The 24364-nt window shown below is 41.4% G+C and carries 26 protein-coding genes; 14 read left to right on the top strand and 12 right to left on the bottom strand.

Annotated elements, in window-relative coordinates; translation table 11 throughout:
• The first annotated feature begins 30 nt into the window (after window positions 1–30).
• From IM500_RS06265 to IM500_RS06235, 8 genes are all read left to right on the top strand, one after another.
• Window positions 31–765 carry a M15 family metallopeptidase gene (locus IM500_RS06265; RefSeq protein ID WP_190720593.1) on the top strand — a complete coding sequence of 245 codons (735 nt, stop codon included), beginning with the start codon at window positions 31–33 and terminating at the stop codon, window positions 763–765.
• A gap of 191 nt (window positions 766–956) precedes the next feature.
• A complete protein-coding gene (locus IM500_RS06260) occupies window positions 957–1301 on the top strand; it encodes a hypothetical protein (RefSeq protein WP_002754005.1) in 345 nt (114 codons plus the stop codon).
• 230 nt (window positions 1302–1531) lie between these two features.
• A complete protein-coding gene (locus IM500_RS06255; protein WP_287737986.1) occupies window positions 1532–4636 on the top strand; it encodes a HEAT repeat domain-containing protein in 3105 nt (1034 codons plus the stop codon).
• A 106-nt stretch (window positions 4637–4742) separates the two neighbouring features.
• On the top strand, window positions 4743–5006 hold the full coding sequence (locus IM500_RS06250; protein WP_002750215.1) for a type II toxin-antitoxin system Phd/YefM family antitoxin: 264 nt from the start codon (window positions 4743–4745) through the stop codon (window positions 5004–5006).
• A 256-nt stretch (window positions 5007–5262) separates the two neighbouring features.
• The gene (locus IM500_RS24705; RefSeq protein WP_423202542.1) at window positions 5263–5403 is read left to right on the top strand and encodes a DUF6888 family protein; all 141 of its coding nucleotides are present in this window, start codon (window positions 5263–5265) and stop codon (window positions 5401–5403) included.
• Window positions 5387–5590 (top strand): DUF6887 family protein, encoded by a 204-nt coding sequence (locus IM500_RS06245; protein WP_190722047.1) that lies wholly within the window; start codon window positions 5387–5389, stop codon window positions 5588–5590. Before IM500_RS24705 ends, IM500_RS06245 begins: the two co-directional genes overlap by 17 nt.
• A 41-nt stretch (window positions 5591–5631) precedes the next feature.
• Entirely contained in the window at window positions 5632–6417 is a 786-nt protein-coding gene (locus IM500_RS06240; RefSeq protein WP_190722045.1) for a HEAT repeat domain-containing protein, read from the top strand.
• A gap of 1 nt (window position 6418) precedes the next feature.
• Window positions 6419–7003 (top strand): HEAT repeat domain-containing protein, encoded by a 585-nt coding sequence (locus IM500_RS06235; RefSeq protein ID WP_190722043.1) that lies wholly within the window; start codon window positions 6419–6421, stop codon window positions 7001–7003.
• A gap of 171 nt (window positions 7004–7174) precedes the next feature.
• On the opposite strand, the gene IM500_RS06230 is transcribed toward IM500_RS06235, so the two are convergent.
• The 4 genes from IM500_RS06230 to murQ all read right to left on the bottom strand — a co-directional run bounded on the left by IM500_RS06230 (window position 7175) and on the right by murQ (window position 10858).
• Entirely contained in the window at window positions 7175–7753 is a 579-nt protein-coding gene (locus IM500_RS06230) for an esterase/lipase family protein (RefSeq protein ID WP_004163225.1), read from the bottom strand.
• A gap of 109 nt (window positions 7754–7862) precedes the next feature.
• A complete protein-coding gene (locus IM500_RS06225) occupies window positions 7863–8240 on the bottom strand; it encodes a DUF4164 domain-containing protein (RefSeq protein ID WP_287628910.1) in 378 nt (125 codons plus the stop codon).
• A gap of 179 nt (window positions 8241–8419) precedes the next feature.
• Window positions 8420–9910 carry a site-2 protease family protein gene (locus tag IM500_RS06220; RefSeq protein ID WP_287737983.1) on the bottom strand — a complete coding sequence of 497 codons (1491 nt, stop codon included), beginning with the start codon at window positions 9908–9910 and terminating at the stop codon, window positions 8420–8422.
• A gap of 27 nt (window positions 9911–9937) precedes the next feature.
• Entirely contained in the window at window positions 9938–10858 is a 921-nt protein-coding gene (gene murQ / locus IM500_RS06215; RefSeq protein ID WP_287737982.1) for an N-acetylmuramic acid 6-phosphate etherase, read from the bottom strand.
• Between the two features lie 195 nt (window positions 10859–11053).
• On the opposite strand from murQ, the gene rplU reads away from it, so the two are divergent.
• The 3 genes from rplU (at window position 11054) to IM500_RS06200 (ending at window position 12943) form a co-directional block, all read left to right on the top strand.
• Complete coding sequence (rplU, locus tag IM500_RS06210; RefSeq protein WP_008196982.1) at window positions 11054–11443, top strand: 50S ribosomal protein L21; 390 nt, start codon at window positions 11054–11056, stop codon at window positions 11441–11443.
• Window positions 11444–11477: 34 nt separating this feature from the next.
• Complete coding sequence (gene rpmA / locus IM500_RS06205) at window positions 11478–11747, top strand: 50S ribosomal protein L27 (protein ID WP_002760283.1); 270 nt, start codon at window positions 11478–11480, stop codon at window positions 11745–11747.
• A 263-nt stretch (window positions 11748–12010) separates the two neighbouring features.
• A complete protein-coding gene (locus IM500_RS06200; protein ID WP_287737981.1) occupies window positions 12011–12943 on the top strand; it encodes a phytanoyl-CoA dioxygenase family protein in 933 nt (310 codons plus the stop codon).
• A gap of 179 nt (window positions 12944–13122) precedes the next feature.
• On the opposite strand, the gene IM500_RS06195 is transcribed toward IM500_RS06200, so the two are convergent.
• The 3 genes from IM500_RS06195 to accA all read right to left on the bottom strand — a co-directional run bounded on the left by IM500_RS06195 (window position 13123) and on the right by accA (window position 14808).
• Window positions 13123–13401 carry a HepT-like ribonuclease domain-containing protein gene (locus IM500_RS06195; protein ID WP_012264355.1) on the bottom strand — a complete coding sequence of 93 codons (279 nt, stop codon included), beginning with the start codon at window positions 13399–13401 and terminating at the stop codon, window positions 13123–13125.
• Complete coding sequence (locus tag IM500_RS06190) at window positions 13391–13681, bottom strand: nucleotidyltransferase family protein (RefSeq protein WP_002736589.1); 291 nt, start codon at window positions 13679–13681, stop codon at window positions 13391–13393. The genes IM500_RS06195 and IM500_RS06190 overlap by 11 nt, the downstream gene beginning before the upstream one ends.
• A 137-nt stretch (window positions 13682–13818) precedes the next feature.
• Window positions 13819–14808, bottom strand: coding sequence for an acetyl-CoA carboxylase carboxyl transferase subunit alpha (accA, locus tag IM500_RS06185; protein ID WP_190722033.1), 990 nt, complete (start codon window positions 14806–14808; stop codon window positions 13819–13821).
• Between the two features lie 174 nt (window positions 14809–14982).
• Here accA and IM500_RS06180 point away from each other — a divergent pair, with 174 nt between their 5' ends.
• Window positions 14983–15930 carry a fused MFS/spermidine synthase gene (locus IM500_RS06180; RefSeq protein WP_190722031.1) on the top strand — a complete coding sequence of 316 codons (948 nt, stop codon included), beginning with the start codon at window positions 14983–14985 and terminating at the stop codon, window positions 15928–15930.
• Between the two features lie 100 nt (window positions 15931–16030).
• On the opposite strand, the gene recJ is transcribed toward IM500_RS06180, so the two are convergent.
• The 4 genes from recJ to IM500_RS06160 all read right to left on the bottom strand — a co-directional run bounded on the left by recJ (window position 16031) and on the right by IM500_RS06160 (window position 22253).
• Entirely contained in the window at window positions 16031–18313 is a 2283-nt protein-coding gene (gene recJ, locus IM500_RS06175; RefSeq protein ID WP_287737980.1) for a single-stranded-DNA-specific exonuclease RecJ, read from the bottom strand.
• 276 nt (window positions 18314–18589) lie between these two features.
• Window positions 18590–18844, bottom strand: coding sequence for a MoaD/ThiS family protein (locus IM500_RS06170; protein WP_190722026.1), 255 nt, complete (start codon window positions 18842–18844; stop codon window positions 18590–18592).
• 19 nt (window positions 18845–18863) lie between these two features.
• The gene (gene sbcC / locus IM500_RS06165; protein WP_287737979.1) at window positions 18864–21887 is read right to left on the bottom strand and encodes an exonuclease subunit SbcC; all 3024 of its coding nucleotides are present in this window, start codon (window positions 21885–21887) and stop codon (window positions 18864–18866) included.
• A 138-nt stretch (window positions 21888–22025) separates the two neighbouring features.
• Window positions 22026–22253: a hypothetical protein gene (locus IM500_RS06160; protein ID WP_004163204.1), complete on the bottom strand. Its 228-nt coding sequence runs from the start codon at window positions 22251–22253 to the stop codon at window positions 22026–22028.
• Between the two features lie 210 nt (window positions 22254–22463).
• Here IM500_RS06160 and IM500_RS06155 point away from each other — a divergent pair, with 210 nt between their 5' ends.
• Both IM500_RS06155 and hrcA read left to right on the top strand, forming a co-directional pair.
• Window positions 22464–22802 (top strand): rhodanese-like domain-containing protein, encoded by a 339-nt coding sequence (locus IM500_RS06155; RefSeq protein WP_190722022.1) that lies wholly within the window; start codon window positions 22464–22466, stop codon window positions 22800–22802.
• Between the two features lie 137 nt (window positions 22803–22939).
• Window positions 22940–24016: a heat-inducible transcriptional repressor HrcA gene (gene hrcA / locus IM500_RS06150; protein WP_287628919.1), complete on the top strand. Its 1077-nt coding sequence runs from the start codon at window positions 22940–22942 to the stop codon at window positions 24014–24016.
• Here the strand turns inward: hrcA and IM500_RS06145 are convergent.
• Window positions 24003–24296 carry a hypothetical protein gene (locus IM500_RS06145; protein ID WP_072927475.1) on the bottom strand — a complete coding sequence of 98 codons (294 nt, stop codon included), beginning with the start codon at window positions 24294–24296 and terminating at the stop codon, window positions 24003–24005. The two genes, hrcA and IM500_RS06145, sit on opposite strands and share 14 nt — an antisense overlap.
• Window positions 24297–24364 lie beyond the last annotated feature (68 nt).

Raw genomic sequence — 24364 nt, 5'->3', positions numbered from 1 at the left:
GTAATTATGGTGCAGGAGGGTAAGTAAACCGTGAAACCGATCGATGATATTCCCGAAGCTTTGCGGGACAACCAGTACAGAAAAACTACTAATCCTAATGGTCTCATAGCGATCGCCAGCGGTTTACTTGCTCTGGTGGGAACCGGCCTAATTGCCATAGCAGTCTTGAATCGTCCCCCTGCTACCGTAGAAAAACCGGTTATTAACCCATCCCCCCCCATTAAAGCCACTCCTAGCCCCATTGAGAACATTCTAGGTCATTTACCCTATCAAGAGGCTCCAGAGACGGAATTAGCCCCTATTACTGGGGATGGTGCTATGCGTTTAAGGAAACCGGCAGCCAAGGCTTTTATCGAGATGCAGAGTGACGCGAGAAGGTCGGGGGTGATTTTAATGCCGATTTCCGCATTTCGATCGAAAGCAACCCAAGAAAAGCTCTTTTTTGAAGTTAAAAAACAACGCAATCAGCAAACCCGCAAACGAGCAGAAGTGAGCGCACCTCCGGGTTACAGCGAACATCATACCGGTTATGCGATCGATATTGGCGATGGTCACGCTCCCGCCACAAATTTAAGTAGCAGTTTTGCTAATACTGCCGCTTTTCGTTGGTTGCAAAATAACGCTGCCCAGTATAGTTTCGAGTTATCTTTCCCTGAAAATAATCCCCAGGGTATTAATTATGAACCCTGGCACTGGCGTTTTGTCGGGGATAGTCACAGTTTAGAAACTTTTTATAAGGCCCAACAATTAGGAAAACAAAAATAAACGTAGGGTGCGTTAGGCATCCATTGTTTTTAGGGAAAAAATCAAGGTCTAAATATTGCCGTAACGCACCAACTTTTTAGAAACCCCAACAATTAGGAAAACAAAAATAAGATAACCTTATCGGCGATCGATGGCATTTTCTGGAATTAATTACTAAAATAGGATTATATTGTATTGTGAGTGTTTCTAATATGTCCAAGCCAGTAGAATACTTAACAAATGAGCAAGGGGAACGAGTTGGGGTTTTATTAGACTGGAACACCTATTCTCGATTTGCCAATTCATTAGGACTCGATGAAGATTGTTTGATTGGTTTGAGTGTGGATGAATTAAAAGCGCTGGCAAGTTGTCAATTGTCCCTCGTAGAGCAAACCCGTTTAGATGATTTAGTGACGAGAAATGCAGAATCTTTACTCTGCGCTGATGAAGTAGCTGAGTTAGATGAGTTGTTGGCAAAAACAGATCAATTAACAATTCTTAAAACTCGTGCCAGATATACGCTAAAGTGCTTGGAACAAGGTACGACAGCAGCGTGAGTGTTTATATTCGGATGGGGTTTTCCCTGTCTGACAGGAGAGAGGGATGCAGAAACTCCGATTCTATCTTGTAAGTCATGACCAAATCTTCTTAGCCTACAATTAAAAATAAGCAAGGTAGGGTTGATTCATAGTAGGGTTGATTCATGAATCAACCCTACCCCTGCTAGGGGTTGGGGGGTTGCCTTTTTCCTCGTCTCAACAGGTAATTTAAATACTTGACAGCATCAATGATTGACTGGACTCCCTATCTCAAATCAATCTCGGAAAAGTGCGCCCAGTGGGAGACATTTTACACCCTCACGGACGTAGAGGGAAAAACACGCCCGCCGAAAACTGCACCTTTGCTAAGGGATTTGTGGGTACAGACGATTGAAAAAGAACCACAAAACCGACAAGAAAGACCAGAAAGACCAGAAAAAACCGAAAGATTCACGGTTTTAGATGGTTTACGCAAGTATGCGGCTAATCACGTTCTTTTAAAAGGTCGTCCCGGTTCAGGAAAATCGACCGCTTTAGCCAGATTATTATTAGAAGAATCTGTAGGGGCGCAAAGCTTGCGCCTAAATCAACAAAATCAGGCTAAAATCATTCAAATTCCCATTCTCATCGAATTACGCTTGTATGAAACCTCAATTCTTGATTTAATTTTACAATTCCTGAAACGCCATAAATTAATTATTGATAGTAATACCCTAGAAAGTTGGCTGTTAGAAAATCATAATTTTAGACCATTATTATTATTTGATGGTATCAATGAGTTGCCCTCGGAAGCTGCGCGACAGAATTTAAAAAACTTTCGCCAGCAGTATGCAGAAATTTCGATGATTTTCACCACAAGGGATTTAGGCAGCGACGACTTAGATATTGAAAAAAAGCTGGAAATGCTCCCCCTGACTGAACCACAGATGCGGGATTTTGTCAAGGCCTATTTGCCTGAAAAAGGCGAAGAAATGCTTAAACAGTTGGAAAATCGTCTCAAGGAATTGGCAGAAACCCCCCTGCTTTTGTGGATGCTTTGTTCAGTTTTTGATAATAATCAGAACAAAATTCCTGCTAATTTGGGCTTAGTTTTCCAGATTTTTACAGGAATTTATGACAAGAAATTAAAAGCAGATGTTCCTACTTACCAAGAATCCCGGTATTGGTGGCGAGAATTGCTGCAAGTGTTAGCTTGGAAAATGACCCAAGGGGAGTCAAAAACTGAGATTCAGGTGGCTATTTCCCGAACAGAAGCAGAGGAAGAATTAAGCAAATTTATCAAAAATAAAGGATTCCCAGAATATTACAGTAAGCAGTGGTTAGAGGATTTACTGAAATATCATCTAATTCACCTAGAAGGTAATGATAAAATTGCTTTTCGCCATCAACTGATTCAAGAGTATTACACGGCTGAGGAATTAAAGAAAAAGTTACCCCATCTCAGGGATGAGCAGTTACAGTGGGACTATTTGAATTATCTCAAATGGACGGAACCTATGGCGTTGCTGTTGGGGTTATTGGATAATGAAACCCAAGCAAAACGGGTGGTTAAGTTAGGTTTAGCGATTGATTTAAAATTAGGAGCGAGGTTAGCAGGAGAAGTCAACTTTAAGTTTCAAAAGCAGACAGTGGGGTTAGTGCTTGGGTTGGATGTACCGAAACGGTTTAAGGTGGAGTTATTGGGATTAACAAAGTCTAATGAAGTTGTTAATGAGTTAAACCAAGCTTTAGAAGACTCTGATTGGTTTGTTCGTTGGAACGCAGCCGAGGCTTTGGGTAATATTGGCTCAGAAACAGCGATTCCGGGATTACTCAAGGCTTTAGAACACTCTGATAGGTTTGTTCGTGGGAAGGCAGCCGAGGCTTTAGGTAAAATTAGCTCAGAAACAGCCATTCCGGGATTACTCAAGGCTTTAGAACACTCTGATGTGTATGTTCGTTGGAAGGCAGCCGAGGCTTTGGGTAAAATTGGCTCAGAAACAGCGATTCCGGGGTTACTCAAGGCTTTGGAAGACTCTAATAAAGATGTTCGTATGTACGCAGCCGAGGCTTTAGGTAAAATTAGCTCAGAAACAGCGATTCCGGGATTACTCAAGGCTTTAGAAGACTCTGATAGGTTTGTTCGTGGGAAGGCAGCCGAGGCTTTAGGTAAAATTGGCTCAGAAACAGCCATTCCGGGATTACTCAAGGCTTTAAAAGATTCTGATAAAGATGTTCGTAGCAACGCAGTCGTGGCTTTGGGTAAAATTCGCTCAGAAACAGCCATTGCGGGGTTACTCAAGGCTTTAAAAGACTCTGATGTGTATGTTCGTTGGAACGCAGCCTTCGCTTTGGGTGAAATTGGCTCGGAAACAGCCATTCCGGAGTTACTCAAGGCTTTAGAACACTCTGATGTGTATTTTCGTTGGAAGGCAGCCGAGGCTTTAGGTAAAATTAGCTCAGAAACAGCGATTCCGGGATTACTCAAGGCTTTAGAAGACTCTGATAGGTTTGTTGGTGGGAAGGCAGCCGAGGCTTTGGGTAATATTGGCTCGGAAGCGGCGATGACTGAACTTATCAAATGCCTGAAAAATCCTGATTTTGTCACATTAAATGATGGTGATACTCTCTTTCAAGCTAGAAAAGCACTAGACACAATTCAAAACAAACTTAAATACTATCACCCCCTCTCCCAACCCATGAATCAACAAGTTTACATCTCCTACAACTGGCAAGAAGACAGCAACGAAATGGCTAATCAACTCGTCCAAGCTTTTGCCGCTAAAGGAATTGAGATTATTCGGGATAAAACCCACACCACCTATAAAGACTCCATCAAAAACTTTATGCGGCAAATTGGACAGGGGAAATGTGTCGTCGCCGTCATCAGCGATAGATACTTAAAATCAGAAAACTGTATGTTTGAATTAGTGGAAATTGCCAGAAATGGTGACTTTTATAAAAGAATATTCCCGATTATTTTACCAGATGCCAGAATTCATAAAGACTTCGAGCGCATAGACTACCTGAAATATTGGGAAGACGAAAAAGCAAAACTACAAGCAAAATACAAACAACTTGATTTAGTTAACACTAATAGTATCATGGCGACATTAAACTTATATGATGAAATCAGGGACAATATTGATAATCTAACCAACATTCTTAAAGATATGAATACCCTCAATATCGACTTACACCGCCAATCGGAATTTGCAGCTATGATTCAAAAAGTAGAAACTAAACTTGCAGAGGATGGTCAAAAAGTATCTAATCAATCTCCAGTCAAGTCAGAATCTAAATATACTATCCATGCCAAAAACGTCCAGATTATTGAAAAAGGTGATGGACAGATTCAGGATTCTAGTTCGTAGTTGTGCTTAAGCGGGTGCGTCTCGCATTTGCAGAAATACCGAAAACTTTTCGCCTTAAAAGGCGAGGTTTTAAACCCGATTTTTTTGATAAATTTTAATTGCTGACATGACTAAATATCTAAACATTACTGAAACAGGACAAAAGCTGGTTGAATGGTCTGAGCAAATGACTGACGAACCTATTATTATTACCAAAGAAGGTCAACCCATTATGGTTGCCCTGAATTACGCTCAAATTGAATCTTGGTTAGAAACTCTTGATATTTTACAAGACAAAGAGTTTGCCGAAATCCTATCTGAAGCAATTCAACAGGATCAATCAGGACAAAGAATTACTTGGGAAGATGCTAAAAAACAACTCGGTTGGTAACTGCTAAACCAATAGGTTCTTGCTGAATCGTCAGATATACACCTATTACTTTTTCAGAGATAGCCAGTTTTGGAGAGGATAGTCAAAATATTCCTAATTCTACTACAAAAACCTCGTCCTCATCATCTACTCAATCTCAAGGACTGTAGGATGCTATACTTCTCACAGGGATAAACTGGTAAATTGGAGGAAAAATCCATCAATAATGATACCCACCCCCGAACAGATGCTTACTTGCCTTAGAATGTGTTAAACCCTGTCTAATTTCTACACCGATATTCATCTATTTCGCTATGATGAAAAACGCAAGGAAATTTATATACTAGCAGGTGAAACTCTTAGCTTTATCATATTAACTAACGGAAATGTGGAGTTTGAAGATGAATCATCAACCTGATTTTTGCCAAATGTCTCGCCCCGAATTAAGAAAATATGTCCTCTCCCATCGAGAAGATGATGAAGCCTTAAGAATTTATATGGATAGAATGCGAACTGAACCAGGTGTAACTCGATTTACCCTGACTCCTAGTCCGGAAGACATGAAGAAATTAGAAAAATTTCTCAGGGCAAAAATTGATAAATAAAATCAATTTTTTTAACAACTAATCACCAAATAGAAAACAATATGATTAAAATTAATGAATATACCAAAATCGCCGTTAATTCCCTCTCTAAAAAACTAGATGATAACCACCCCGAAATTCGCGCTAAAGCGGCTGAATCTTTGGGGAGAATTGGCTCGGAAACAGCCATTCCGGGGTTACTCAAGGCTTTAGAAGACTCTGATGGGTTTGTTCGTATCAAAGCAGCCGAGGCTTTGGGTAATATTGGCTCAGAAACAGCCATTGCGGGGTTACTCAAGGCTTTAGAAGACTCTTATTTTGAGGTTCGTGGGTACGCAGCCGAGGCTTTGGGTAATATTGGTTCAGAAACAGCCATTCCGGGGTTACTCAAGGCTTTAGAAGACTCTCATTGGTATGTTCGTATGTACGCAGCCGAGGCTTTGGGTAAGATTGGCTCAGAAATAGCCATTCCGGGGTTACTCAAGGCTTTAGAAGACTCTGATGAGTATGTTCGTATGTACGCAGCCGAGGCTTTGGGTAAGATTGGCTCAGAAATAGCCATTCCGGGGTTACTCAAGGTTTTAGAAGACTCTGATGAGTATGTTCGTATGTCCGCAGCCGAGGCTTTGGGTAAAATTGGCTCGGAAACAGCGATTGCGGAGTTACTCAAGGCTTTAGAAGACTCTAATAAAGATGTTCGTAGGAACGCAGCCGAGGCTTTAGGTGAAATTGGACTAGAAGAAGCTATTCCCGCTTTAATCAATGCCTTATCCGATGAAGAAGATAGCGTTCGTTTCAGTGCCACCGATGCAATCGGTAAAATTGGTTCTCGTTATGCCTTAACCTAAAATGGCACTCAAGCCTGACTATTTACAGCTAGTTATTGAAGCCTTTTCCAAAAGGCTAAAACATTCCGATGCTCAAATGCGAATAAAAGCCGCTCAATGTCTCGGAAAAATGGGTGATGAATCAATAATTCCTCTCCTATGTCAGGCCTTAGAAGCAGAAAATGATCTCGCTGTTCAATTCTCTATTATGGATGCTATAGTCTTAATAGATAACTTAACTTCAGAAACACCTATGTCAGAAAATACTCAAGGCTCTAAATACAACATTGTTCAACCCCAAAACGTCCAGATTATTGAACAGGGTGATGGCATTATTCATAATTACGCCACACCCCAAAATTTAGCCGAAGCCGCTCAAGAAATCCAACAACTTATCAGCCAACTTGCCCAAACTTATCCCACTAATACCGAAATTGAAAAACAAACTTTTGTCGCACAAGTTGACGCAGAAATCCAGAAAAATTCTCGCTTAAGAAGCATTTTAATCACGGGAGGAATTGAATTAATTAAAGTTCTCTGTCCTCCCCTCGGTATTCCCATTGAAATGGGTAAAAAATGGCTAGAAACTGCTAATTTAAGTGATTAAACCTAGAGGTTTAATAATCTTCTAATGATACAAATCCCGAAGTCCGCCGCTGATGCGTTTCATTTTTGAATTAGCACAATTATAACCATAAGTCAAGCTTTTTTGATGATAATTAACTTTTTTGTTGGTGATATTTTGACCTTGTTCGGGTATTGGAGAGAACCAGTATTTCTATTCTAGTAAAGTCTCTTTAATTGTTGTTAAAACTTTGCTATCTTTGACCATCCAAGCATGGAGCAATACCGGAATGGAAATTTCTTTGCCCACCGATAAACGGGAACTATGGGCAGGAAATATCATTAAATCGTAGGGAGTCCAGATAATTGTGGTTTTAATTTTATTTAAAATTTGTTGACAATCTTGATTTAAATCCTCTAGAAATTGACTCCCGGGCTGCATTTGTCTAATCCCATCTAAGGGTAAACTATACGCGGTTAACGTGCCTCGATTCGGAGCAGAAATATTTAGGTAACGTTGCACTCTTTCCACTCCTCCCAATCTTTGCAGGTAGTAGCGGGTAATTAATCCTCCCATACTAAACCCAATCAGATCTACTTTCTGCTCTTTAGCAAAGTTTTTCTCGATATAATTCTCCACCTGACCAGCTAAAACTTCTAACTTTTTGTAACCATGATTGGGAATTAGATTAAAACTATGCACCTGCCAACCATGATAGTTTAAATACTCGCTCATCGGTTTAAAAACAGCAGTAGTGTCCAGAAAACCATGCACCAAAACAACGGGATTCATAGATGAGATTTTATCCTTAAATTCTGAATCTATTCTAACGAATGATCGGGGTAATGAGCGAAAAATTTTGGGGAAGAGCCTATCTACTAGGTACGGCTACCGGCAACTTCTAAGGATTAGGGAAAAAACCAAAAAGTTTAGCGGCACCTCCTAAAATAGCGACTACCAATGCTATCAGAATTCCTCGATTGGTGAATTCCTGATAGGCAACCCTTGCAGTTAATCCCTCGATTTTTGTGCTTACTCGTTCATCCAGAGCTTTGATTTCTCCCTTGAGTTCGGCCTGTCCTATTTCTACTTTAGTTAACCGGTCTTCTACCTTGTCAAATCTCTCATCAATACGTTTTTCCAGAGAGTCGATTTTCTCGTCAATACGTTTTTCCAGAGAGTCGATTTTCTCATCAATACGTTTTTCCAGAGAGTCGATTTTCCCCTCAATCCTTGTCAGGACAGCTTCTAGGGAATAAGTGACAGTTTCGTTAGACATTTAAGCAACTCCAAAAGTTAAATCTTCAGGGGTAAATGCTGGAGGCTATATTTTACGGAAAAATCAGGGGTCTATAGGCGGACACGGATTCCCATTATAAGAAAATTATAAGTCAAGACTTGAGTTTTTGTCAAGCTTTTTTTTGACGGCAATCAATGGCAAGAATTTCGGGGAAGTATTTAGCCACCGATGCCTAACCGTCCCGCTAAACTAGGGCTTAAAGGAATCAGAGTCGCCAACATTAAAAAGAGTAGTAATAAACCCCAACCGGCGCGGGTGTCATCGGGTTCGGTTAACTCGTTTAAACTCGGTCTTTCCAACTCTCTTTGTAAAAAAGCGACTAAAATTGTCCAATAGAGAGGAATCGGATTACTGGGATTAACTAAGGAAATAATGCCCAAAATAACCAAAGTAGCCACAGTGGTGCGGCGGGCAATTTTGCGACCATAAATAGCCTGAACAATTCTGCCACCATCTAACTGTCCAGCAGGCAGTAAATTAAGGGCGGTAATCACCAATCCTAACCAACCGATAACAGTTAAAGGATGCACGGATATAACAGCATTTTGTAACTCGTCGCCCAAAACTATCCGCGCTAAAAAACTCACTAAAATTGAACTTTGGAAAAAGTTACTAGGGATTTGAAAAAGGCTGGCCGAATTAGATAAAGTCAGTCCAATAATTAATAAGATTAAAGAAACCAAACCGCCCAAAGCAGGACCAGCGAAAGCTATATCAAATAGAACACTGCGGTTAGGTAATAAAGATTCAAAACGAGTAATCGCCCCAAAAGAACCAATCTGCCAAGTGGGAAGAAAATAGGGTAAACTGAGACGAACATTATGGCGTTTAGCGATAATTAGATGACCGATTTCGTGGGCAATTAATACCGACCATAAACCCAAACTCAGGGGAATTGCTTCTCGATATCTCTGCCAATTACTAAACAAATCAAAACCTAATAAAATTCCCGCCGCTTCTAAGCTGGTGACAATAGTGGCTACTAACAAAACTAAAGAGAGATTTTTTTGAGCAAGAGTGGCAGGACTAGGATCATTAGTTTTGGGAAGGATAATTACCACCGGTTTTTCCTCGGTTCCTTCCACCAGAAATAAACGATATTTGTCGCCAAAATGAACACTTAATTTCTGGGTTAAGCGCGAGTGAACGATATCTGGTTCTCCCCGTAAATTGCCTTTAAAAATTGCCCCTTCCTGAAAAGAGATAGTTTCGGTGGCAAAAAAAGTATCTATCCCAAAAATACTCTGAATAACTTTTAAATCCTCTTCGGGAATTGGCATCACATCCGGTACAATTACTGTCACCGCTGCCGTGGTTTCTAGAGGAGTAACGGACTGGCTAACTGCCTGGTTAACTTTCGGTTCAATTATCTGATTGGTTTTCAGTAAGCGTAAACGGTTGCCCAAATAAATATAGATAATGGTGGAAGCAACCAGTAAAAAGAGAATTACCGCTAGATTGAGATAAATTCTCGCTGCAAATAGCCAGAAAAAAATTAACCAAGGAGCTATGAGTACCAAGGATTGTAACCAAGCTAAAATTCCCAGTTGGCCGTAGGGTTTAGCCCGATAAAAACTCCAAGTCAAGATAGCACCAGCGACGAGGAAAATAACAGCGACCGCAGCAATTTCCGAAGAAATATTAACCATAGGAAAGTCAAAATCAATAGGTTTTTATCAATCAATTTGATTATAAGCTTGCAGGGCGGCCCGTAATTGACCCCGATGCTTTTGTAACAATTCTTGTCCTGCGGCCGCCGAAAGTCCCGTTTTCTGCATTAACAAAGCCAGTTTAACCCGGCGGCCACTTTTTTCCAGTAAAATAGCCGCTTCCTCGCGACTAACATCGGTAAGGTTGCAGATAATCCGCAGGGCGCGGTCATGGAGTTTATGATTAGTAACTGCCACATCGACCATCTGGTTGCCGTAAACCTTGCCTAACATGACCATTGTCCCTGTGGAAAGGATATTTAAAGCCATTTTCGTCACCGTTCCCGCTTTCAGCCGTGTGGAGCCGGCCAAAAGTTCCGGTCCAGTCAATAACCGGATATCCACATCCACCGCGATCTCCACTTGTTCGGCGGGGACACAACTAATAGCAATCGTCGTCGCACCTCGCTGTTTTGCCGCCTGTAAAGCCCCATGAACGTAGGGGGTTGTCCCCCCGGCGGTAATCCCCACTACCACGTCTAATTCGTGAATTTCTCGCTGGGCAATAATCGCCGCCCCATCTTCCGCTTTATCCTCCAAATCTTCGGAACTACGCACCAGCGCCGCCGCTCCACCGGCAATAATTCCCTGTACCAATTCCGGGGGAGTGCAGAAGGTGGGGGGACATTCGGCCGCGTCCAAAACCCCCAGCCGGCCACTGGTTCCCGCCCCAATGTAAAAGAGTCTGCCACCTTTAGCCAGAGCTTGACTGGTCAGGGAGATACCTAGGGCCAATTCTTGCCGGGCCATGGCGATCGCTTTTAGGGTTTGGGCATCCTCGCGATTGAACAGATCCACCAATTCGAGCGGGTTTAATTGGTCTAAATTTAGGCTGTTTGGGTTAATTTGTTCGGTTAACAGGTGTCCTCTGCTTTCCCACTGTTCCATAACGGTTTAATTGAGTTTTTCGTAAGATTATTTTCAGTATATAGCGAATCGGTGGGCTAAAAGCTTGACAATTGCCCCCTAGATATTAGATAATAGTAAATTGTGTCAATTCCTGCTCGGATCAGGTGAGGACATTAGCACAAAAGCTGGAATTTTTTTCAGCTACCTGTACGGCAAAACGAGCGCAGAAAATTCATGAGTTACGCAATTATTGAGACCGGTGGCAAACAGATTCGGGTAGAACCAGGTCGCTATTACGATATCGAACTTCTTCCCGTCGATGAACAAAGTACCCATACCATCGACAAAGTGCTATTAATCCATGATGAGGATGATATTAGCATCGGTCAACCCTTTATCGAAGGGGCCACCGTCGAAGGCACTGTCATACAACATCGTCGGGGCAAAAAAGTTATTGTTTATAAAATGCGCCCGAAAAAGAAAACCCGTAAAAAACGCGGTCATCGTCAAGAAATTACCCGTTTTATGATTGATTCAATCAATTATAACGGTAAAACCCTAGTCGCCACTGCTGCTACCTCCGTCGCTGAAGTTGTAGAAGATAGTAGCGATGAAGAAGAATAACTTTTAGAATCAAAAAAGCATTTGGAGAGAAATTATGGCTCATAAGAAAGGTACGGGTAGTACCCGCAACGGACGCGATTCTCGTTCCCAGAGACTAGGCGTTAAGCGCTACGGTGGTCAAGTGGTAAAAGCGGGAAATATTCTCATCCGTCAACGGGGTACTAAAGTTCACCCGGGTAAAAATGTCGGTCGTGGTGGCGATGATACTTTATTCGCTTTAATTGATGGTGTGGTCAAATTTGAATACAAGGATAAAAGTCGCCGTCAAGTTAGCGTTTATCCCTCTGAAGTTAGCGCCAGTTAATCCCATCAACCCTGATTAATTTTTTCCCTGTAACCTCCTAACTCATCCTAGGGGGTTTTTTCAGATAATTTATATCGTTTCCTAAGCTAGTGAGGTACACCTATTTTTCTTCCCTTTTGCCTTTTGCCTCTTGCATGAGTGCCTAAAACCCATAACTTTTGTACCTCAGCAGACTGAAAAACGCTATATATCTGTTGACAGACTAGACCGAACACTCATAGATTAGAATAGTCCGAAAGTAGCTCGGAAAAGATGGACTCACCATGATTCTTAAAATTGCCGATATCTTAAAAAATTTTCCCTGGTCTTTCAATTCTACTGCCGAATTACCCTGGTTAGATCGATCGCGAGCCGAAAAATCCCTGCAAAAAGCTCGTCAACAACGGCGAATTTCCGAACGAGAATATCAACTCCTTGACCATTGGCGAGAATTGGGTTATTGTATTGTCAAAGATTTAATTCCCGCAACGGCGATCGATAATTTAGTAGCGGAATTAGCCGATTTATTTTTCCTAGAATCGGCTATCCCTGGATTAAGAATTGAAGGCATTCAAGCAGAAAATCTACCGGCGAGTTTAAGTCACGAGCAAGTTTTAGCCCTAGATATCGAGCAAAGAAAAGCCTTGGTTAATTCTATTTGGCGACTCCATGCCTTTCATGAGATTTCCCCCGCTGCTCGATCAATTTTTGACAATCAAAATCTGAGAGATTTAGTTAATTTAATTATTGGCAAATCCTGCGAACCGAGATATTCCATCAACTTCCTGCACGGTACAGAGCAGGGGCTGCACGAGGATATGGCAGTTTTTTATGTTCATCCTGCTAATCATTTAGTTGGTGTTTGGATTGCCTTGGAAGATATTTCCGCCGATGCTGGGCCGCTAATTTTTTATCCTAAATCTCATAAAAATATCAAAGTAACTGACTTTTTTCCAGACTATCCCGCCGTCAATCTTAAAAATATTACTGCCGCTCAAATTCCCCAATACCAAGATTATGTTAACCAGCGCGCTCAGAATTATGACTGTCAATCATTTACTGCTAAAAAAGGAGAGATTCTTCTCTGGCACGGAATGTTAATTCATGGTGGTGGGAAGATTAATAATACCCTGCTAACCCGTAAATCGATGGTCATTCATTTTATTGCCGAGGGTGGCGATTACAACGATCGGGCTTTGGGACCTTTTAATTGGTAAGATTAATTTACCACTAATAACTCGGAAATAATCGGAATAATACTAAATCCGTTTAGTATAGGCTACTTATGAGGAGAGGCAATAGGGGTAATAGATAATCCGTCTTTAATAACTGGATTTAGTATAACATCGGATTTTAACAGGTCAAAAGTCTTATTTTAAAAGGGTTTTACCATTATTCAGCAAGCCCTACTTAAATTAACTTGAAAATATTCGTGAGTTGCAACATTTCTCATTCCTGCCATTAAACGCCAAGGAATAAGAGGATAGCGAGACTGAATTTCCTTCGGTACATTTCTAGTTGCTTCTCCGATAATAATAAAATCATAGAGAACCGCTTTGATATTTGTTTGATTCTTGGCAAATTCCTCAAACGTCATTGCCTTTGTTCGCTGTTCAATTTCACTGATAGATTCTAAAATGTCTTGAAGGCGAAGTCGCCAATCTCTAGAAGGCATTGATCAGATCCTCAAGCACAGGTTCCCGTAAATGTTCTCTTAAGGCATCCTGAGTTCCTAAATCCACAGAGCATCCCAGAATATCTTCTAAATAATACTGTACTTGCAGAAGTTGAAAAAAACCACCTTGTCGATCGAATTCTACTAACAAATCTACATCACTATCGGCATCAGCTTCATCCCTGGCCACTGAACCAAATAAAGACAAAGATTTCACCCCTAGTTTTTGTAACTGTTCTCGGTGTGCCTCTAGAATTGCCAGCACCTCGTCCCGTTTCATCTGGTGTGTCTTTGAACCTGCCATCAATATTATAGCTTTGTCGATGCAACCCTTAAACTGAAGCTGAAATCTTCCAAATCTACAAAACAAACTAATCACTGAAAACTCACATCTGATAACTGCTCACTGCTCACTGATTAAGCTGTAGCTTCTAAAAATACGCCTAAATTGCGGAATTTTTGATAACGAGATTCGCGCCGTTGTTGGGGAGTTAACAAAGATAAAGCCTCTAAATTTTCACTAATAGCGGCTTTTAAATTGGCTGCCGCTCTAATCGGATCAGCATGGGCCCCTCTGGAGGGTTCAGGAACGATCTGATCGATAATATTTAACTCTTTTAAATCTTTTGAGGTAATTTTGAGGGCAACTGCTGCTTTATCGGATTTTTTGGCATCTTTCCAGAGAATGGCGGCACAAGCTTCGGGAGTCGCCACGGTATAGACAGAATGCTCTAACATTAATAGGCGATCGCCGACACCAATGCCCAAAGCACCGCCCGAACCACCTTCGCCAATAACAGTACAAATGATCGGTACATCTAAACGGAACATCTCCCGGAGGTTATAGGCGATCGCTTCCCCTTGACCTAATTTTTCCGCTTCCACCCCCGCCCAGGCGCCGGGGGTATCAATAAAGGTTAAAATTGGCTGATTAAACTGATGGGCGTGTTCCATTAAACGCATGGCTTTACGATAACCACCGGGGGCAGCCATGCCGAAATTTCTAGCCACATTATCCTTAGTATCCCGGCCTTTTTGATGCCCGATAATCACCACGGGACGACCGTTAAAACGGGCAACACCACCCACAAGGGCAGGATCGTCGTAACCACTGCGATCACCGTGTAACTCGAACCATTCATCGGTGATTGCTTGAATATAGTCTAGGGTACTGGGGCGCCGGGGATGACGGGCTAATTGTAGCCTTTGGGAAGGGGTGAGATTGCTAAAAATTTCACGACGTAATTGATTAGCTCGTTCGTCTAGTTGACTAATTTGTTCCGAGACATCTACGCTATTTTCTTGGGCTAATTCTTTAATCTGTTCGATGCGGGATTCTAATTCGTAGAGGGGTTTCTCAAAATCTAGGAGAAAAATCTTTTTCTCGGTAGTCTCGTTTTTAGTCATAGGTTAGTGGCTAGAAGTTTACTGTTCGCTAATCTTTTCTAGCTTACCGTTTTTCAGCGATCGATTATCGACAGCTTCGGGATGACCGGGAGATCATTTCAGGTTATCGATCGAATTTTGTCAATTGTCGTATAATAGTAGATCGTGCCTTTTTCACCCCAAGGAGGATTAGTTATGGCAGGAAGTGAACTAAAAGCGGATCTATGGGTTAACGAATATATTACCCCCTGGGACATTTATAGTCATGGGGTTTCCAGGATTTTAGCCTACAAAAAAACCGCTTTTCAGGAGATGTATATTGTTGAATCGGGGGCCTATGGAAAAGCCTTGGTACTGGATGGCAAATGGCAATCTTGTACGGGGGATGAATTTATTTATCATGAAGCATTAGTGCAACCGGCAATGATGGCCCACCAAGAACCAAAAACTGCTTTAATTCTGGGAGGTGGTGAAGGTGCGACAACGCGGGAGTTATTGCGTTGGAAAACCATCGAAAAAGTGATGATGATCGATATCGATGGGGATGTGGTGGCAGCTTGTAAGGAACATCTTCCCGAAATGCACCAAGGCACTTTTGATGATCCTCGTTTTGAGTTAGTTGTCGCTGATGCTTTAGAAGTTTTAGACACCACTAACGATCGATGGGATATTATTATCTCCGATCTGGTTGATCCCATCGAAGAGGGTCCTTCTTTCCCCCTATTCACGAAAGAATACTTTGAAAAACTACAAAGAGTTTTGGCAGCAAATGGCATTGTTGTTGTCCAATCTGGCCCGGTTTCTCCTCCTTCGGTGATGTATCATGCGCGTTTGGTGAATACTTTAAAAGCAGTTTTTCCCTACGTTCATTCCTATTGCGCTCCCACTCCTAGTTATGGTTCCCCTTGGGGTTTTACTCTCTGTGCTAATCATCCTTTAAATACTCGTCCCGATCCGGACGTGGTAGATGAATTAATCAGCGATACAACTACGGGAGGATTACGTTTAATTGATGGCATGAGTTTACTAGGAATGTTACAAACTCCTCTCTATATTCGTCAAGCAATCGCACAAAATACGGAAGTTTATACCCTGGCAAAACCCCCGAAATTCTTCGGTCAAGGAGTAATCAGTGACCAGTAATCAGGAGTCAGGAGTCGGTCGTCAGGAGATAGGGTGATAGGGTGATAGGGATTTAGGAGTCAGTAATCAGTAATCAGTAATCAGTAAATAAGGGTTATAACTAGAAATCGATCGAGTCTTCATGATTAAGAATTGCTTGCAGTATTTCTAGGGGAACAGTAGCAAAGTATTGCTGGAGAAAGTTCTCTAGAGCTACCGCTTCTAGAAATTGCTCAATCTTATTAATTTTTGCCTCATGATTGACTAATTCAAAGGATAAATTTTCTTGATTTTTCTTGACTTTAAAGCCATTTTCTGCTAGGGAAATTAATCCTAATTCTAGGGTATGATAACTGAGGTTTAAGCGGTTTTGTAATTGTTGACGGGAAATACTGGTTTTAGTTCTAGCTAAATATTTCCCGATCCCGACAAGGTTTATCCATGTAGTGTGAGCGGATTTTTTCAAAGGACTACCATAGGCAAGAACTAACTTTTTATCGCGTAAAATTGCCTGTTGATATTCCCGGGAAAGTTTTGTCCAATCCCGGGGACATTCCCAGAGAAAAAGGGGATTTAATTGGCTAACTTCTCGATTAATTTCTCGATGGCGATTGTCGATTAAAAAATCTTTTTTATCGCTATAGGTTAGGGATTCTTGTTGATAGGGATGCAGGGCAATTAAGCGCACTTCATAGCGATTTTTGTAGGTATTAAAATCTAATTCGACTACGGCATCATAACGGGTATCGGCAGCAATTTCGTCTTTGTGATGACCCCACCACATACCGGGGAATCCCTGCTCGATTGAACTATCCCAGATCTCAAAAGTTGTCCGGGGATAAGCGATTTTTCTGCCTTTGAAATCTTCAAGATTTTTATGCCAAAGATTGTGAAAATAACAATTTTGAATTAATAGCTTCGGTGTCGGATTACCCATCCCGCAGGGTTCCAGTAATTTTAATTCTCTAAATAGACTTTTTCCCAATTGGGAAACCGTCACCACCGCAGCCACTTCTATCTCGGAAGAAAGGGAAGTTAAATCAATTCCTGTGCGTCGCAATTGTTGATTAATTCCCTCAATAAATAGCGGTAAATTTTCTATAGTTAAACTTAAACCTGCGGCCAAAGGATGACCACCAAAACGATGTAAAAGATGGGATTGAGAGGATACTAATTGATAGAGATCGATATCACGAATTGACCGAGCGGAACCCTTAGCAAAAGGTGGCTCACTGGTACTTAATAAAATTGTTGGTCGCTGGTATTCTTGGGCAATTTGTCCCGCAACTAATCCTAAAATTCCCGCCAGCCATTGGGGATCATCTAAAATAATTACATTAGTGGTGGAAAGATCAATTCTTTCTAGTTTTTTCTGAACTTGTTTAATAATATCCCGTTGGATTTCTTGGCGACGAATATTGGCCAATTCCGCTTGTTCAGCTAATTCGTGACAACGTTTTTCATCTTCACTGGTAAGTAATTCTACACAAAATCTGGCATCGCCATAAATGCGACTGACGGCATTAATGCGCGGTCCAATACCGAAGGATATATCCATCGGTCTATCTCCGGTTTTGTTACATAAATCCAGTAATTTTTTAACTCCCAAACGCTGAGTGTTTTGCAGTTTTTTAAGACCTTTTTGGGCTAAATAACGACATTCTCCCGTCAATTTGACTAAATCGGCAATTAAACCAATCGCAACTAAATCCAGTAAATTTTCTAGGGGTTTTCTGGGAATATCTGCCAGGGTTAAATACATCGCTTCCACTAATTTATAAGCAACGGCAACCCCAGAAAGATGATAGAAAGGATGGGTTTCCACAAAGTAGCGGGGATTAATCAGGGCAATCACCTCGGGGCGCTCGTCGGGTAGGGTATGATGATCGGTGATGATAATATCGATACCTAGACTGTTTGCATAGTCAATTTCGGCGATATTCGTGCTTCCCGTGTCACAGGTGACGATTAAACTGGTTCCTTGATGCGCTAGTTTCTCGATACCAGGACAATTGAGGCCGTGGGATTCTTTTTGGCGATCGGGTATGTAATAATCTAACTGTTGATAGGGTGGGAAAAACTGTCCCAATCCTTCCCAGAGTACACTGGTAGCGGTGACACCATCGGCATCGAAATCCCCCCAAATACTCACTTTTTCACCTTTATTTAGGGCTTTTTCCAGTCTTTTGACGGCAAAGTTCATTTCTTGCCCAAAATCAAAGGGAGTTTTTGACTGATAAGCTTTCTCATCCAGAAACGTCCCCAGAGTCGCCATATCCCGGACACCGCGATGCCATAATATTTGTGCCACGACGCTGCCATCCGACTCTGGGGTGTAGTCTTGGACTATTTTTAAAAACTCTTGGGGAAGCTCTACCGATGGGGGAATTTGCCAGCTAGACACGGGATATCAAGGAAAAAGTAAAAAAGGTGGCAGTTTTTGTGATTTTCCCTATCTCCATTTAGGGCTTGCTGAATAAATGTGAAATGTAGGCAAGGTAAGGGTTTTGTGGCTTTACGAGCGAAACAGGTGCAAGATTTTGAGAGAATCGTGCTTCAAAACCTTGCGTCTTCATCAGCCCGCGTCCTGTAGGGGCGAAGCATTCGGACAATAACCTATCGGTGAAACCGTAGATTTTCTATCCGAATGCTTCGCCCGTACTTTTTCAGCAAACCCCATTTAGCCACCACTAACGGGGGGAATTAAAACTATCTCATCGCCATTTTCAAGGATTTTCTCTCCCGAAACAAACTGAAGATTAACTCCAAAACGAGTAACATCGCGCCATCTTTCTAATTGAGGATAGGGGGCTATAATATAGTGTAACACTTCTGTAACGGAAGTGTGGGCAGGAAATTCGAGGTTTAATTGTGAAGTTTGATAGACTTCTTGATAAATAGCAAATAGTTTGACTGTGATCGTAATCTTTTCCATCTTTACATCAATATTTTTCCTAGGATAATAACATTAATTGAGAACCCTGTTCGGTTTTGCGGACTTCGATGCGATGTTGAAAAGCTTCTTTAAATTGGGGCATATGAGTTACAGTCAAAATACAGGCAAAATCAGCGGATATAGCGTTAATTGCCGCAATTAAGCGATCGCATCCTTCCGCATCCTGAGTTCCGAATCCTTCGTCAACAATGAGCATTTGTAGGGCTGTTCCGGCTCTTTGTGCCAATAATCTCGCTAAAGCTAATCGAATCGAGAAATTAATCCGAAAAGCTTCTCCTCCTGAATAGGTTTCGTAGGGACGAGAGCCCCGGGTATCGCCAATAATAATATCTAAAGTATCGATTAACTTTTGTCGCTGTTTCTTCGTACCTTTACCGCTTTTTTGGGTTAAAAACTGCACATGAAATTGATTACCAGTTAAGCGAGCTAAGATATGATTAGTTTGGGCTTCTAACTCAGGTAAAATATTCTCAATCATCAGAGTTTGTAAACCATTTTTGCCAAAAGCTATGGCTAACTCTTTATAAACTGTATATTGTTTTTTAACTTTAGCTAAATCGCCCTCTTTTTCTGTCAGTTGTTTACCTAAAGTTTCTAGTTGATGTAACTTCTCCTCAACCCGACCTTTTTGGGAGAGCAATCCATCAATTATCTGTCTTCGCTGTTGAATATTAGTCGATAATGCGGCTATTTCTTGGCGATAGTCGGTCAAAGTACCAATCTTTTGACTAATATTTGCTAACTCCTGATTTATCTTCTGGCGATCCTGATTTCGCAGCTGTAATCTTTGCTCAATGTCAGCAATTTTAGCAGCTATTTCTGGATAATTTTTTTCTGCTTGTTGCCAATCTTGATACTGTAATCTTACCCCCTGTAATTGTCGGATCAGATTTTGAATATTCTGATGTTCACTGCGATCATAATTTAAGTTTTGAATAAACTTTTCTAAGCGTTCAACTTCCTGTTTAAGTGGGGAGTTTTGACCTAGTTCTTGCTTCTCTTGTTCTAGTCTAGCTAATTGATTAATTAAATTAGGTTTCTCGGCCTTGATATTAGCTAAACGACGGTTTGCTTGCTTAAGTTCTGATTCTTGAATTTCTGCCCAACGCCATCTTTTTTCTTCTCCTCTGACTAAAGCATGACTTTGTTCATCATAGTTTAAAAAGGCGATTTCTTGATTGACAATTTGTAATTCTTGCTGTAATTCTAGGGCATAATTGCCACTGCTTAAAAGTGCTTCTAACTCGACAAGTATCTCCTCGGTTTTCTCTAGTTCTATTTCCTTTTCTTCAATAGTTTCTAACTTGACTTCCAACTGCACATATTTTTGTTGTAGATTCGATCTTGCTGGCAATTCTTGTTTAATTTGGGCTAATTCCTCCCCTAAACGTTTTAAATCTCGATCGCAGTCTGCCATCCGTTCCTGTAGGGACCAGATTTGCTCTTGAATGTGTTCTTGATGTTGATGGGTTTTCCTGATTACTTGATGACGGTGATGACTGTCTAAATTCTGTTCACACAAAGGACAAACCGAATCGGGAATATTTAATTTTTCCAATTTATCAGTTAACTCTAAAAGTTGTTCTTCATATCTTTTCTGTTGATCCAATAAACTTTTTTTATCCACTTGTTTAAGAGTTTCCTTTTCTTCAACTCGTTCACAATAGGTTTGTTTTTTATCTAGTTCCTTAATTCGTTTGGCTAAATTGAGAGCTTCCTCTCTTAGTAGAGGAATACGAGCGATTTCTGTCTCTAATTGTTGCCGATTTCTTTGCAGTTGTTCCCGACGAGCATTGATCTTAGCTTTTTCCCGTTCCAACTGCATATTTAGATCAGCTTTTCGGCTATTTAAAGGAGCATATTTTAAAGCTAATCTATCCAATTCCTGAAGACGTTGACGATGATAATTTAATTTCTCTAATCCTGCTTGAATATCCCCCGCTTGCTCGATAATTTTTTGAGTTTCTTGTTCCTGTCTTCCCAATTCTTCTAAACGAGCGCTCGTTTGTTGGATGGGAAGGGTAAATTCGTTAATTTTTTGCTGTAATTTCTGTTCTAATTGTTGTTTATCATACTGGGCCTGTTGCCAAGCTTGCAATTGACTTGACAAACTGGCCTCTTTCTTGTCTAAATTGATTAGGCGCTCGTGTGCAGTAATAATGTCATTTTTGCGATGAAGAATAGTCCTTATTTGATTTAATTGATTGTCTAGACTAACTTTTTCCCTGTCTAATCTCTCGATTTCTGCTAATAAAGCTCGCTCCTGTTCTCTTTGCCACTGCAGCTGTTTTTCCCAATTCTGACGCTGATTTTCTTCCCCCTGTAGTTGCTGTAAACGCCGATTATTTACCTCTTGTTCTTGATTAATTTGGTTAATTTGGCTGCTTAACTCTTGCAGGTGTTCTTGATAAGAATTTTTCTCCTGAAGACGGAGTTTGATAGTTTCTACTTGCTGCTCGATCTGGAGGGACTGTCCATCAAATTGTTTCGATATATCCTTGGCTTTATTTGCTAAAATTTCATAGCGATCGAGTTGTAATAATTCTGCTAAAATCTGTTTACGACCACTGGGAGGCTGTTTCATAAACTCGTCCGCTTGTCCCTGTCGTAAATAAGCAGAATTAATGAAAGTTTTATGGTCTATTTTCAGATAAGTATTAATCTGTGCTTGAGTATCTTTAATACTTTTACCCGATAAAGGACGAAAACTCTGATCATTAATCACCTGAAAATCTAAACCAGAAGCTTTCCCTCCCCGGTGACGACTACGGATAATTTTATAGATTTCTCCCCCATAACTAAACTCAAAATCTACCCGCGCATAATCGCTGCCCGCATGAATCACATCATCACCAATCGAGACGCGACTTTCTCCCCAAATTGCCCAAGTAATTGCTTCGAGTAAAGAGGATTTTCCCGCACCATTGGCACCACAAATACAGGCAGTATGTAATCCGCGAAAATCTAGCACTGCCTCGCGATAACTGAGAAAATTTTTTAGGGTTAATTGTAGGGGAATCATAAGCTAGGGAGTGGGGAAGTGGGGAAGTGGGGAAGTGGGGAGGTGGGGAAGTGGGGAGAATACAGTACAAGGCATAATTAGCGGAAATTCGGTCACTCAGCCTCAGTAAAATATTAGTATCAAATAGATATTTAGCCATTAGTCATAGATAGTTTCACGCCCTAATGCTTCATCGGGTAATCCGGGGGTATCCTTGGGTTGACTTTCCAGAAATTTTAGCCAATCTTCTGCTTTTTCTTGGGAGGTCATCTCTTCAATTTTTGGCGAAGTTATCTGAGTTAGAAATTGGCTGAAGTTTAAGACTTCTTGTTGTTTTTCTAAAGGAAGTTTTCGCAAGTTTTCGATAACGGCTTGTTCAATATTCATCAAAATTCAGCTGGTCGATTAATCGGCGTACTAAAAAGCATCAATCTCTTCAATACCTGCCCTTTCCCCATCATATCACCCCCCCCGCTCTGGCACTGACCAAATCCCCCCACTTGGCTGGGATATTATTCCTACGCAAGTCCCTAACCGCTCAGGGTCCCCCGATTTGCTACTCTAAAGGAAAGATAACCGATTCTTAAAACCAAATCTATGAGCATTACCGAAATTAGCGTCCATGAACTCGCTCTCCGTTTAGCCGATCATGATCCTAATTTACAACTTATTGATGTGCGCGAACCAGAGGAAGTTGCCATGGCATCTGTAGCCAATTTTACCATTTTACCCTTGAGTCAATACCAAGAATGGTCGCCCACTATTGCCAGCCAATTCAACCCCCAAGCAGAAACCCTCGTTATCTGTCACCATGGCATGAGATCCCTGCAAATGTGCCAATGGCTACAAAGTCAGGGTTTTACTAATGTTAAGAATATTAACGGTGGCATCGATGCTTATTCCCTCCTCGTCGACCCTAATATTCCCCGTTACTAATTTTCATGGCCACCATCGGGAAAAGAGAGAGGCAAACTATCCCCTTTCTCACCATGGATTACTGATAACTGATAACTGATTAAGCGTTATACTGTCTAAAAAAATGTTATAAATCTTTATCTTAAGATTATTCCCCTATGTCCGCTAGAACCCATCTCAGCGATCGCTATCAACATATCTTAAAGGCGACAATCCAACATTATATCGCCACGGCCGAACCGGTTGGCTCGAAAACTCTACTCGATGAGTACAAGTTTACTGTTAGTTCCGCCACGATTCGCAATGCTCTGGGTAAACTGGAAAAAGAAGGTTTACTCTATCAACCCCACACTTCCTCCGGACGCATTCCCTCCGATTGGGGTTATCGTCTCTACGTCGATGAGTTGATGACTCCCGATGACCGTATCGGCGAAAAAATCGGCTATTATCTGCATCAAAATGCTAAATCTCCCGCTTGGAGTCTCGAAAGTCTGCTGCAACGGGCCACCCAACTTTTAGCCGGTTTAAGCGGTTATATCGCTATCGTTACTCTTCCCCACACCCTCACCAATACCCTGCGTCATCTGCAATTAATCCCTGTCTCAGCCAAGCAGATAATGTTAATTATTGTTACAGATAGTTTACAAACACGCTCGGTTATGATAGAAATTCCTGAGTCTATGGCAACGGACAAGAAGGATGGATTAGCAGAAGAATTACAAATCCTCTCTAATTTTCTCGGGGAAAAATTAAAAGGTTATTGCTTGGCAGATTTAATTAACCTCGATTGGCGGCAAATCGAGCGAGAATTTGCCCGTTATACCCATTTTCTCCAACAATTAAGCCAAGAAATCGGCGCTAGTCTCCAATCCACTGCCACCCCGGAGATTATCGTCCATGGTGTCGCTGAAGTCATTCGACAGCCAGAATTCGCCCAATGGCAACAAGTACAAATGTTACTGCATCTATTGGAAGCAGAACAGGATCGCCTTTTACCCCTGATTTTACAAAGACCAGAACCGGAAAAATCAGCTAAAAAAGTCAAAATCACTATTGGTTCCGAAAATCCTCTGGAATCCATGCGCCCTTGTACTCTTATCTCCGCTTTTTATAAACAGGGAGATACTCCCGTCGGTAGTGTTGGCATTATCGGACCGACGCGAATGTTATACGAAAATACTATTCCCCTGGTGGAATCCACCGCTAACTATCTCAGCGAGGCTATAAGTAAGTAGATATCCCCCGCAAAGGTTCGGGAATAGGAGAATCGACAGTAAACTCTAAAATTGTCTCACCATCCCCCAAATAGCCAGAATTGGCAAAACAGAGCAACATCCGCACCAGCGCCACCCACACCTCCGCATCGAACTCCCAATCCTGTCCCCGACGCGCTCCACAGGCGATCGATTTTAGCGCCCAAAAATAACTATTTCTCACCACTGAACCGCCTTTTTTGTAAACCGGCACATCCTCATGGTGAATATAAAGAATATCATCTTTAGCGATCGCTCTCATCGGTGGCTAGGAAGGTTGCGGGAATTTTCAGCTGACTGTCCTAGATAGGGGTCTGCTGAAAAAGTTTT

The organism is Microcystis sp. M179S2 (assembly GCF_020245805.1).
Lineage (GTDB): Bacteria > Cyanobacteriota > Cyanobacteriia > Cyanobacteriales > Microcystaceae > Microcystis > Microcystis aeruginosa.
The sequence above is the reverse complement of the archived record's forward strand: the minus strand, read 5'-3'. Positions and strand labels throughout refer to the sequence as shown.